Genomic DNA, 11577 nt, shown 5'->3' with positions numbered 1-11577 from the left:
AGGCCCTGGTGCGGGTATCGGCCGCGCGCCACCAGTTCGGCCACGGTGATGCCGTCGGGGGCGATGGACGACTGGGGGAGCAGGCCGAGGGTGCGGGCCACCTGGCGGGTGGGCCGCGAGTGGATGTCGGCGCCGTCCAGCAGGACGGTGCCGCCGGCGGGCCGCAGGGTGCGCGACAGCGCCTTGAGCAGCGTCGACTTGCCGCAGGCGTTGGGGCCCACGATGACGGTGAACGAACCGTCCGGAATCGACACATCGAGACCGTCGACGATCACCCGCCTGTCGTAGGACAGGGTGAGGCCGCTGGCCGACAATCGCGAGGGCTCCATGGCGCTTCCTTTCGAGGTATTCATATGCGTCCCCTTCTGCCTTGTGTGACCAGCAGCCCGATCAGGTAGGCGCCGCCCAGGATGCCGGTGATGACGCCGACCGGCAGCTGGAGCCGCTGGGCGGCCACGTCGGAGGCGGCCAGCAGCGCGGCTCCCATGCACATGGCGCTGAACAGATGCGGGCCCGAGACACCGGTGAGGCGGCGGGCGAGCTGGGGCGCGGTCAGGGCCACGAACGCGATCGGGCCGACGGCGGCGGCCGCGACGCTCACCAGCACCACCGCGGCGGCCAGCAGCGACACGCGGGTGGCGCGGACGTTGACGCCGAGCGCGGCGGCGGGCTCGTCCCCCAGGTCGAGGGCGGACAGCCGGCGGTGCAGGGCGAGGACGAGCGGCGCCATCGCGACCAGCCCGATCGCCAGCGGCACCGCGTTCGTCCACTGCCGACCGTCCAGGCTGCCGGTGAGCCACAGCACCGCGCGGGCGGCGTCGGAGATCTGGGCGCGGGTGAGCAGGTATCCGTTGACGCCGGTCAATATCGCGGAGATGCCGATGCCGGTGAGCACCAGGCGATAGCCGTGCACGCCGTGGCGCCACAGCAGCGCCAGCAGCAGCCCGCCGCAGGCCAGCCCGCCCGTCAACGCCCCCAGGGCGAGGGCCGTGCCGCCACCGGTGAATATCACTATGACCAGAAGCGCACCGGTGGCGGCGCCCTCGGTGAATCCGAGGATGTCGGGGCTGCCCAGGGGGTTTCGGCTCAGGGATTGGAACACCGCTCCCGACAGGCCGAGGGCCGCGCCCGCCAGCAGGGCGCAGGCGGCGCGGGGCAGCCGCAGTTGGGTGACGATGTAGGCGTCGGTGGGGTCGCCGCCGCCGAGCAGGGTGCGCACCACGGCGGGCGGGCTCATCGGGTAGTCGCCGCTGCCGATGGCCACGACGGCGCAGGCCGCCGCGGTCAGCAGCAGGGCGAACACGACCACCAGGACGCGCGGACGGTACCGCAGCGACCAGGACGCTCCACGCAGGACGGTCATGCCGTGGCCATCCTTCCCCGCTTCACGAAGTACAGGAAGAACGGTCCGCCCACGATGGCGGTGACGACGCCGAGCTCGATCTCCCCGGGGCGGGCGACCAGGCGGCCGAGGATGTCGGCCCCCAGCACCAGCACCGGGGCCAGCACGGCGCAGTACGGCAGCAGCCAGCCGAGGCCCGGACCGGTGATGGCGCGCACCAGGTGCGGCACGGCCAGGCCCACGAAGACCAGCGGCCCGCAGGCCGCGGTCGCCGCTCCACACAGGAGCGTGACGGCGGCGATCACCGCCACCCGCACGATTCCCGGGCGCGAGCCCAGCGCCCGCGCCGCGTCGTCGCCGAGCGCCAGGGCGTTGAGCGGCCGCGCCAGGCAGAACGCCGCGATCACACCGGCGGCGATGAACGGCGCCACCTTGGCGATCGTGGACGGCTGCGCGCTGGCGATCGAGCCGACCGTCCAAAAGCGCATGCGGTCGAGATTGTTGGTGTCCCACAGCTGTACGGCGTTCACATAGGAATACAGGGCCGCGTTGATGGCCGCCCCCGCCAGGGCCAGCCGCACGGGGGTGGCGCGGCGCCCGCCGCCCACCAGGTACACCCCGCACGACACCACCGCGGCCCCGGCCAGGGCGAACCACACGTACCCGCCGAAGCTCGCCACGCCCGCGAAGCTGATCGCGGTGACCACCGCGCCGGCGGCGCCGGCGTTGATGCCGAGCACCCCGGGGTCGGCCAGCGGGTTGCGGGTCAGCGCCTGCATCAGCGCCCCGGCCAGGCCGAGCGCCAGCCCGGCCGCCAGCCCCAGCTCGGTGCGGGGCAGCCGCATCTGGTGCACCACCGAGTAGCTGTCGGCCGCCGGGTCGATCAGGCCGTGCCACACCTCACCAGGCGACAGGGTCTTGGCGCCCAGCGCGATGCTGGCGGCCACGCTGATGACCAGGACCAACCCGGCGATGGCCAGGCCGGAGGCGCGGCGCGCCGCGCGCGGGGTGTGGGGCGGGGACAAGGGAACTCCGTCGCTTCGGTTATGTCTTTGGGTAGGCTAACCTAACTTGCGAACCCGAGCGAAGCACACCCCCGAAAGGAACCCCACCATGCCGAACCCCCAGGTCACCAGGCGCGGAATTCTCGGCGCCGCGGGCGCGCTGACGGCCGGCGCCGTCCTGGCCGCCTGCGGCGCGGGCGGCGCCGCGTCGGGAAGCGGGTCGTGGAAGTTCACCGACGACCGCGGCAAGACCGCGCGGGTGGACGGCACGCCGAAGCGAGCGGTCGCCTACATCGGCACCGCCGCCGCCCTCTACGACTACGGAGTCCGCCAGCAGATCGCCGGGGTCTACGGGCCCACCAAGCTGTCCGACGGCAAGCCCGACCCGCAGGCCGGCGACCTCCCGATCGACGACGTGGTCAACCTCGGCAACACCTGGGGAAAGTTCAATGTGGAGAAATACGCCTCGCTGAAGCCCCAGGTCCTGATCACCAACATGTACCAAAAGGACAAGCCCTGGTTCCTGCCCGACGAGAGCGCCGACGAGATCCTGAAACTGGCGCCCGCCATCTGCCTGTCCACGGCGAACGCCAAGCTGACCAAGGTGTTCAAGCGATTCCAGGCGCTGGCCAAGGCGCTGGGCGCCGACCAGTCGGCGTCCAGGATCTCCAGAGCCGTCGACGACTTCGAATCGGCGTCCGACGAGCTGCGCACCCGGGCCAAGGCCAAGAAACGCGGCAGGAAGCTCACGGTGATGGCCGCCTCGGCGGACGACCAGAAGCTGTACGTGGTGGACCCGAGCGCGTACTGCGTGTTGTCGTACTATCGCGACCTCGGCGTGGAGTTCATCGTCCCCGATAAGACCGACGACGGCTTCTACCAGTATCTGAGCTGGGAGAACGCCGACAAGTACTCCGCCGACATCATCCTGATGGACAACCGGGTGGCCGCGTTGCAGCCCAAGGACCTCACCGACAAGCCGACCTTCATGAAGCTGCCCGCCATCAAGGAGAAGCAGTACCTGGGCTGGGCCAGCGAGGCCCGCTTCTCGCACGCGGGGTGCGCGCCGTTCACCAAGACCCTGGCGGACGCCCTGGAGAAGTTCGACAAGGTGACGTGACCTCGACGATCGCCCATAGAGTCACATATATATAACGCTACGTGGTTTTCCAGTAAACCTCTTCTCGGACCCCTCGGGCGGACGTAGCTTTCGTCCATGCCCGAGCCCAAGAAGATCATCGATCCCGAGACCCTCAAGGCGCTGGCCCACCCGATGCGCCAGCGCCTTCTCGGCCTGCTGCATCACCTGGGCCCCAGCACCGTGGGCACCCTGGCCGACAAAGTGGACGGCGACCCCGGGCAGGTCAGTTACCACCTGAGGAAGCTGCACGAGGCGGGCTTCATCGAGGAGGCGCCCGAGGCGTCGCGGGACTTTCGGCAGCGCTGGTGGAAGCCCGTGATGGAGTCGCATTCCTGGTCCTCGCGGGACTTCCCCACCCCCGCCGCGCGGGCCGTGGCCGACGCCGCCACGCGGCAGTGGATCATCGAGCAGTTCCAGGCGCTGCGCGAGCATCACCGCCTGCGCCACTCCTATCCTCCACAGTGGCAGGACGCCGCCACGGGGAGCCAGTCCTATCTCAACCTGTCGGCCCCCGAGGTCTCCCAGATGGTCGAGGAGTTCCAGGCGCTGTGCGAGCGCTGGTCCCGGTACAGCGAGGACGTTCGCGCCACCGGCGACCCCGACCGCCGCCCCGTCCGCTTCTTCTATCACGTCTTCCCGGAGAACCTGTGATGTCGACCCTCGCCCCCAGCCCCGCCCGCCCCGCCCACCGCGACCCCGCCTACCTGCGCTTCACCACCGGGCAGGCGATATCCGTTCTGGGGGACCAGATCTGGTACGTCGCCCTGTCCTGGGCGGCGGTCAAGCTCGCCTCGCCCGGCGTGGCGGGCATGGTGCTGACCGTGTCGTCGATACCGCGGCTGGTGCTCCTGCTGTTCGGCGGCGTCTTCGTGGATCGCTTCGGCCCCAAGCGACTCATGATCGGCAGCGACCTGCTGCGCACCGCGGTGGCGCTGGGCGCGGCGGCGATCGCGCTGGCGGCGCCCAGCATCGGCCTGCTCGTCGCCGTGGGCCTGGTCTTCGGCGTGGTGTCGGCGGTGTTCATGCCCGCCTCGGGCGCCATGACCCCGCTGCTGCTGCGCGAGGAGCAGCTGACGGGCGGGGTGGCGCTGCGCACCCTGACCGCCCGCCTCGCCCTCACGCTCGGCGCGCCCCTGGGCGGCGCGATCGTGGCGATCGGCGGGCTGCCGCTGGCCGCGACCGTCGACGCGGCCACCTTCCTGCTGTCGGCGGCTACACTGTGGACGCTGAGGCCCCGGGAGGTGGCCGCCGGACGGCGCCCGCGGGGTGGCACCCGCGCCGCCCTGACCGAGGGCCTGCGCTATCTGTGGCGCCACCGGCTCCTGCGCGACCTGCACCTCACGGGCCTGTTCATCAACCTCGGCTTCGTCGGGCCGATGAACGTCGGCCTGGCCGTGCTGTCCCAGCAACGCGGCTGGGGGGCCGTGGGCATCGGCGGCATGCTGGCGGGCTTCGGCGGCGGCGCCGCGGCCAGCGCGCTGCTCCTGCTGCGCGTCAAACCCAAGCGCGCCTTGGGTTACCGCATCGCCGCCTGCGCGCTCGTCCAGGCCGTGGCCGTCCTCGGCCTGGGCCTCGCGCCGAACCTGTGGGTCGCCGTCGCCATCACCGTCGTCATCGGACTGGTGTCGGGCGTGATGGGGGTGCTGCTGGGTTCCCTGGTGCAGGCCAACACCGACGACGCCTTCCGGGGACGCGTGTCCAGTGTGTCCAACGTCCTGGACTTCGGCATCACCCCGCTGGCGATGGCCGCCACGGGCTTCGGCGTCTCGGCGTTCGGGCTGTCGGCGACCTTCGCCGCCAGCGCCGGACTGCTGGCCGTCGGCGGTTCCCTGGCCGTATGGCGCTCGGAGACCCGCGACGCCACCCTCGCCTAGGCCGCTCAGTCGACGGTCAGGACAATCTTTCCCTTGGTGCGCCCCGTTTCGATGGCGCGGTGGGCGTCGGCAGCGTGCTCCAGGTCGAAGGTCTCGGCGACGTGGATGCTGAGCTCGCCGCCGTCGACCAGCCGGGACAGCTCCTCCAGGCCCCGCAGATCGGGCTCCACCAACATGAACGCCATCCGCGCCTCCCGCTCCACCGCCTCGGGCGGCATCGCGTCGGCGTCGGCGGACTTCAGGTTCACCACCATGCCGCCGCGCCGCAGCACCGCCGCCGAACGCGCCACGTACTCCCCGGACAGGGAGTTGACGACGACGTCGACGTCCTCCACCGCCGTCGTGAAGTCCACACTGGTGTAATCGATCAGCTCGTCGGCGCCCAGCGACCGCACGAAGTCGTGTTTGGCGGCGCTGGCGGTACCGATCACATGGGCGCCAAGGCTCTTGGCGATCTGGACCGCGATGTGCCCCAGGCCGCCCGCGGCGGCGTGAACCAGCACCCGCTGCCCGGGCCGGACGTCGGCGGTGTCCACCAGCGCCTGCCACGCGGTGAGCCCCACCAGCGGCAGCCCCGCCGCCTCCACATGAGACAGCGACGCGGGCTTGCGGGCGAAATGGCGGGACGGCGCCGTGACGTACTGGCCGTAGCCGCCCGCGGGATTCGGGAAGCGCGGCATCCCGAAGACCTCGTCGCCCACCGACAGCCGGGTCACCCCCAGCCCGACCTCCTCCACCACGCCCGACACGTCCCAGCCCACGGTGAACGGCGGCCGACCGATGAAAACGCCGACGGCTCGCGCGCCCGCGTCCACGGGGTTGACGCCCGCCGCGCGCACCCGCACCAGCACCTCGTCGGGGGCGGGGCTCGGCCGCGGCACGTCGGCGACGGTGAGGACCTCGGGCCCGCCGAGCTCGGTCTGGACGATGGCGCGCATGGTCTGGTTCATCGGGATTCCTTCGCGGGAGTCGGTGTGCGATCCCCTTCAGGATGCGTCCGCGCCGACCCTCCGCCCAGCCGCGACGCGGCCACAAGCCGCAGGATTCGGGCCAGGCGGCCGACGTCCTATGAAGAGGGAGCCCACACGTACGGCACCGTCGTGGCCACCCACGACATGCCCAGCCGCCGCAGGATCGGCGCGCTGTCGGGGGAGCAGTCGGCCTGCAGGTAGCGGTATCCGCGTCGCAACGCCAGCTGGGCGCGCCGCGCCACCAGTGCGCGGTAGACGCCCCTGCCGCGCCATTCGGCCAGAGTGGACCCTCCCCACAGGCTCGCGAACTCGGTGCCCTTGTGGAACCTGATCCACGCCGCGCTCACCACCTCGCCGTCCGCCTCGGCGGCCAGCACCACGATCGGGTCGGTCTTGCTGACCAGCTCGGCGGCCAGGGCCGCGGGCAGCCAGTCGTGCGGCTCGCCCCACACCCGCTCCTCCATGACGCGGATGCGGTCCAGGTCGCGGGGCTCGGTGATCTCGCGCAGCTCCACGCCCTCGGGCACGCGGGGCGCCACGGCCAGGTCGGCGGCCTCGCCGATCACGATGGTCTCGGGGTCCTCGGGGACGAAACCCGCCGCCCGCAGGCGATCGGGCAGATCCTCGGGCAGGTCGTAGCCGTGATACTTCCACTCGACCGACTGACCCACGGCCGCGAAGTGCTCGCGCTGCTCGGCGATGAAGGCGTCCAGCTTCTCGCCGTCCATACCGTCCAGGTCGGTGTAGGTGATGAAACCGCGCCCCTCCAGGGAGGTCTTGCGGGTGATCGGGCCCTTCTTGTCCACCCGCTCCACCGCGGAATCGCGGACGAGCACACGGGTGCGGATCTGGGCGTCGTAGGCGTCGCGGAAGCCGCGGGCGCGGGGATCGGTATCGAGTTGGCTCACCGGGGAATCAAAGCATCGCGCGGCTCGGGGCGTCAAATCTCAATGGGACAGCAGGTCTTCCATGTGGCGGCGCACCACCGCCAGCGCGGTGGCGTTGTCCCAGGCGTCGGGCTGGGTGATGGCCGACAGGGTGAGCCCGTCCAGCACCGCGGCCAGCCGCTCGGATTCCAGGTCGACGTCGACGGTGGCGGCGATCCGCCCGGTCTCCTGGCCGCCGGCGATCACCCGCGTGGTCACCATGCGAAACCCCTCGTGCATCCGCTTGGCGTACGGGCGCAGCCGCGCGTCGGTGCGGGCGGCGTTGACGAACGACAGCCAGGCCGCCTCCTCGGTGCGGCGGGCGTCGTCCAGCGGCAGGAACTCCGCGAGCAGATCCAGTGTGGCCTCGAAGCGGTCCGCGGCGGCGTCCCGGTCGCCGATGGTGTCGGCGTGCCGCAGGATGCGCTGCGACATCCGCTCCACCAGTTCCCGCATGGCGAAGGTCATCACCTCGGCGTGGTCGGCGAAGTAGTGCCGCACCGACCCGACGGCCAGACCCGCCTCGGCGGCGATGTTGCGCAGCGAGGCGTGCTCCAGGCCGTCGCGCTCGGCGATGCGGAACACCGCCTCGATGACCTCGGTGCGGCGGACGGTGGGATCGACGATCTTCGGCATGCCGAGAAGTTTATAGCATCAGTGTGCTAACTTATTTAGCATGGACATGCTAGATAAACATCCCTGGATCCTCGCCATCATCGTGGTACTCGCCGTCGGCTACCTCGTGCTGAAACGCTTCAGCGGCGAGCCCCTCAACGCCCGCGACCTGGTCTCCGCCCCGCTGATCCTCACCGCGCTCGGCGCCTACGACGTCTACAAGGCCCACGACCTGGCGGCCACCGACTACCTGTGGCTGGCCGCGGGGGTCGTGGTCGGCGTCGGCTGCGGCGCCGCCCGCGGCGCCACCATCAAGCTGTTCACCAAGGACGGCGTCCTGTGGCAGCGCTACACCGTCAGGACCGTCGTGGTCTGGGTGGTGTCGCTGGCGATCAGCGGCGGCTTCGGCCTGCTCGCGCACGTCGGGGGCATGAACGAGCACGCCCGCCCCATGATGTTGTCCATCGGCCTGGGCATGCTCGGCGAGATGGCCGCCCTCGGGCTGCGTGCCCTGTCGACCGGCCACCCGTTCTCGCCCGAGCGCAAGAGCTCCCGCGCCGCCCGGAGCAACCTGCGGGAGAACCTCAACGCCGCGGCGATGCGCGTCAACCAGCGCCGCGCCACCCCGCCCGCCGCCGAGCTGCGCCAATCGCCCTCCCTCGCCGACGGCGTCTCCTGGCTGTCCATGGTGGTCCGCGAGACCCGCCCCACCGATCGCCGCGACTGATCCGTCGGTGGCGTATGTGCGCCACCGCGACATCGGCGCGTTCGATTTCAGGGGATACGACAAGGGCCGCACCCAATCAGGTGCGGCCCTTGTCGAAGCGTTATGGGTGCGGCGGCTATGCGCGAGAGAACGTGATGTCGTCCAGGCAGATGCCGTGCTCGTCCGTGGTCGGGGTCGAGTTCGTGAAGCTCAGCGTCGTCTTGGTGCTCTTGGCGGTGAACTCGTACTTCGCCTTGTGCCAGCCCGCCTGTCCGGCGTCCAGGCCCGTGGCGTCGATGCTGTACCACTGGTGGTTGCCCTCGGACTTCTCGCCCGCCTGCACCGTCAGCGTCTGCACCTCGATGCCCGCGCCCGACAGCACCGTGGAGTTGAAGGCCAGCACGTACTTCTTGCCGGGGATCGTCTCGACGGTCTGGTTGATGCTGCCGTTCTTGCCCTTGGTGGCGACCAGGTTGAGGAACTGCTTGCCCTTGACGGGGTCCATCTTCGTGCCGGGCAGCACGTCGGCCACGCCGGAGCCGAGCTTCCAGGCGCCGATCTCCTCGTCGGGCTCGAAGGCGCGGTAGCCGTGACTGTCCGAGAGGTCGGTGGTCTCGAAGCTGCCGTCCTTGAGCGTCGGATTGGCCGATTCCGCCGTCGCGGCGGGGCCGATGATCGCGGCGGCGCCCCCCGCCACCAAGATGCCGAGGATGATCATTGCCGAACGTTTACCCATGACTTCCTCTCACATTGGGCGCCAAGCGTTATAGATTGTGCCATCTTCGGGGGTCGAATGGGAACCCCCCCTCCCGACTTTCTACATTGGAGGTATAGACGGGGATAAATGTGGCATAGCGCACGGATTTAATCGGTTAAGAAGCCTCACTCCGGCGGATAGGCTCTCGCATCAGAGCCCGAGGAGTCCCATGCGCCGCCCCTTCGCACCCCGTGCCGAACCCCGCCTGATCCGCGCCCGCGTCGGGGTGTTCGGCTACTTCGCCACCTCGGGTTTCGTCATGGGCTGCTGGGCGGCGGGACTGCCCGCGATGGACGATCGGCTCCGCCTCGGTCCCGGCCGGCTCGGCACCGCCCTGCTGGTGATCGCCTTCGGCGCCCTGGTGTCCATGCTGTTTGTCGGCCGACTCAGCGACCGCTTCACCTCCCGCGTCGTCACCCGCATCGCGGGCCCCGTCAGCGGGATGGCGCTGCTGGGACCCGTGCTGGCCCCGTCCTACGTCACGCTCGTGATCTTCGCGGCCGTCTACGGCGTCACCGTCGGATTCCTCGAAGTCGCCATGAACGTCAATTCCGTCGAGGTGGAGTCGCGCTACGGCCGCCCCATCGTGTCGGCCTTCCACGGCCTGTGGAGCGCGGGCGGCGCCGCGGGCGGCGCGCTCACCTCGGGTCTGGCGCATCTGCGCGTCGGCTCCCAGATCATCCTCATCGCCGCCATCGTCGTCGCCGTGGCGTCTTTCGTCTACTTCGGACGCATGCTGATGCCGCCGCCCGAGACCCACACCGCCGCCTCCACCGCCGAGGGCTCCACGGGCCTCAGCCTGCGCTGGGGAATCGTGCTGATCCTCGGCATCCTGGCCTTCAGCGGACACATCAGCGAGGGCGCCGCCATCGACTGGGCATCGGTGCACGCCCACCGCGTCCTGCTGGTCCCGCTGGACAACGCCCCGATCGCCTACACCGTCTTCGGCACCGCCATGACCCTGGTGCGGCTGGCGGGTGACCCGATCCGCGGCCGCCTCGGCCCCGCCCGCACCCTGCTGACCGCGGGCGCCTGCGCCACCGTCGGCTACGCCGTCGTCCTGGCCTCGCCGCTGGCGGGCTCGATCGCCTTCGGGGTGGCCTGCGCGGGCTGGATGCTCACGGGCATCGGCCTGGCCACCGTGGTCCCCGTCGTGATGAGCGCGGTCGGCTCCTTCGGCGGCGCCGTCGGCAAGGCGCTGTCCACGGTCACCGCGTTCAGCTCCACGGGAATGCTCGTGGGCCCCGCCGTCATCGGCCACCTAGCCCAGGCCACCAGCCTCCCCGTCGCCCTGGTGGTCCCCGCGACCCTGGCCGCCGTGGTCGCGGTGATCGGCCCCTTCGCCATCCGCGCCCTGCGCGCCGTCCCCGCCCGCGCCGCCGCGGTCGAGGCCGCCGCCGCACCCTGAGGCTGGCCACAGCCCAACTGTGCGCCGTACCGCATTGCCGCGGGCTTCGGTAGTTTCTAGCTTTGGATGCCCGAGGCGACAGTAAAGGAACCACAGGCATGGCGAGCACCGACAGCGTGCTGACGACGATCACGAACTGGACGATCGACCTGGTGGCGTGGATGGGCTCTCCCGGCGCGGGCGTGGCCACCGCCATCGAGAACATCCTCCCGTTCATCCCCAGCGAGGTCACCCTGCCCGCCACGGGCGTGGCCGCGGGCCAGGGCAAGATCAACCTGGTCGCGGCCCTGGTGTGGACCACCGCGGGATCCATCATCGGCGCCCTGGTGCTCTACTACATCGGCCAGCTGGCGGGCCGCGACCGCGTCGTGAGGCTCGTCGCCAAGATCCCACTGATCAAACTGGACGACGTGGAGAAGGCCGAACGCTGGTTCGGCAGGCACGGCGGCGGGGCGGTGTTCCTGGGCCGATTCATCCCGGGCATCCGCGCCCTGATCTCGCTGCCCGCGGGCCTGGAACGCATGAACCCGCTGAAGTTCGTCGCCTTCACCGCGCTGGGCAGCGGCATCTGGAACTGCTTCTTCATCCTGTGCGGATACAAGCTGGGCAAGAACTGGACGGTCATCGAGACGTACGTCAACCTCTACTCCAAGGTGATCATCGCGCTGCTGGTCGTCCTGGTCATCGTGGCCATCGCCCTGCGCATCCGCACGCTGCGCCGCGAAAAGGCCCGCGCCGAGGGCGGCGAAACCCCTGAGACCCCCGAACCCCCCACCCCCGACGGCCCCGAAAGCCACGGCGACGGCTACTACCGCTCGGTGCGGCGCTGAACG

General features: G+C 70.7%; 13 protein-coding genes. 6 read left to right on the top strand and 7 right to left on the bottom strand.

The annotated features are described in order from the left end of the window. The 3 genes from VE172_RS11390 to VE172_RS11380 all read right to left on the bottom strand — a co-directional run. A partial coding sequence (locus VE172_RS11390) for an ABC transporter ATP-binding protein (RefSeq protein WP_349258343.1) occupies window positions 1–353 on the bottom strand: 353 nt, incomplete at its 3' end. Further along, the gene (locus tag VE172_RS11385) at window positions 350–1363 is read right to left on the bottom strand and encodes a FecCD family ABC transporter permease (RefSeq protein ID WP_324801379.1); all 1014 of its coding nucleotides are present in this window, start codon (window positions 1361–1363) and stop codon (window positions 350–352) included. The genes VE172_RS11390 and VE172_RS11385, both read right to left, overlap by 4 nt. Next, entirely contained in the window at window positions 1360–2367 is a 1008-nt protein-coding gene (locus tag VE172_RS11380; RefSeq protein WP_324801377.1) for a FecCD family ABC transporter permease, read from the bottom strand. The genes VE172_RS11385 and VE172_RS11380 overlap by 4 nt, the downstream gene beginning before the upstream one ends. An 88-nt stretch (window positions 2368–2455) precedes the next feature. On the opposite strand from VE172_RS11380, the gene VE172_RS11375 reads away from it, so the two are divergent. The 3 genes from VE172_RS11375 (at window position 2456) to VE172_RS11365 (ending at window position 5361) form a co-directional block, all read left to right on the top strand. Next, the gene (locus VE172_RS11375; protein ID WP_324801374.1) at window positions 2456–3466 is read left to right on the top strand and encodes an ABC transporter substrate-binding protein; all 1011 of its coding nucleotides are present in this window, start codon (window positions 2456–2458) and stop codon (window positions 3464–3466) included. 96 nt (window positions 3467–3562) lie between these two features. Further along, window positions 3563–4138 (top strand): winged helix-turn-helix domain-containing protein, encoded by a 576-nt coding sequence (locus VE172_RS11370; RefSeq protein WP_324801371.1) that lies wholly within the window; start codon window positions 3563–3565, stop codon window positions 4136–4138. Beyond that, window positions 4138–5361, top strand: a complete 1224-nt coding sequence (locus VE172_RS11365) for an MFS transporter (RefSeq protein WP_324801368.1) — start codon at window positions 4138–4140, stop codon at window positions 5359–5361. Before VE172_RS11370 ends, VE172_RS11365 begins: the two co-directional genes overlap by 1 nt. A 5-nt stretch (window positions 5362–5366) precedes the next feature. Here the strand turns inward: VE172_RS11365 and VE172_RS11360 are convergent, their stop codons facing one another. From VE172_RS11360 to VE172_RS11350, 3 genes are all read right to left on the bottom strand, one after another. After that, a complete protein-coding gene (locus VE172_RS11360; RefSeq protein ID WP_324801365.1) occupies window positions 5367–6311 on the bottom strand; it encodes an NADP-dependent oxidoreductase in 945 nt (314 codons plus the stop codon). A gap of 116 nt (window positions 6312–6427) precedes the next feature. Beyond that, window positions 6428–7240, bottom strand: a complete 813-nt coding sequence (locus VE172_RS11355; RefSeq protein ID WP_324801362.1) for a GNAT family N-acetyltransferase — start codon at window positions 7238–7240, stop codon at window positions 6428–6430. 39 nt (window positions 7241–7279) lie between these two features. Then, the gene (locus VE172_RS11350; RefSeq protein ID WP_324801359.1) at window positions 7280–7894 is read right to left on the bottom strand and encodes a TetR/AcrR family transcriptional regulator; all 615 of its coding nucleotides are present in this window, start codon (window positions 7892–7894) and stop codon (window positions 7280–7282) included. Window positions 7895–7934: 40 nt separating this feature from the next. On the opposite strand from VE172_RS11350, the gene VE172_RS11345 reads away from it, so the two are divergent. Then, window positions 7935–8600: a DUF1453 domain-containing protein gene (locus tag VE172_RS11345; RefSeq protein ID WP_324801356.1), complete on the top strand. Its 666-nt coding sequence runs from the start codon at window positions 7935–7937 to the stop codon at window positions 8598–8600. A 115-nt stretch (window positions 8601–8715) separates the two neighbouring features. Here the strand turns inward: VE172_RS11345 and VE172_RS11340 are convergent, their stop codons facing one another. Next, entirely contained in the window at window positions 8716–9315 is a 600-nt protein-coding gene (locus VE172_RS11340; protein WP_324801353.1) for a DUF642 domain-containing protein, read from the bottom strand. A gap of 190 nt (window positions 9316–9505) precedes the next feature. On the opposite strand from VE172_RS11340, the gene VE172_RS11335 reads away from it, so the two are divergent. Further along, complete coding sequence (locus VE172_RS11335; RefSeq protein WP_324801351.1) at window positions 9506–10744, top strand: MFS transporter; 1239 nt, start codon at window positions 9506–9508, stop codon at window positions 10742–10744. Window positions 10745–10842: 98 nt separating this feature from the next. After that, on the top strand, window positions 10843–11574 hold the full coding sequence (locus tag VE172_RS11330; RefSeq protein WP_324801349.1) for a DedA family protein: 732 nt from the start codon (window positions 10843–10845) through the stop codon (window positions 11572–11574). Window positions 11575–11577: the final 3 nt, after the last annotated feature.

Source organism: Stackebrandtia sp. (assembly GCF_035643755.1).
In the GTDB taxonomy this organism is placed as follows: Bacteria; Actinomycetota; Actinomycetes; order Mycobacteriales; family Micromonosporaceae; genus Stackebrandtia.
Note: the sequence above shows the minus strand (reverse complement) of the source record. Positions and strands in the feature narration are given on the sequence as shown.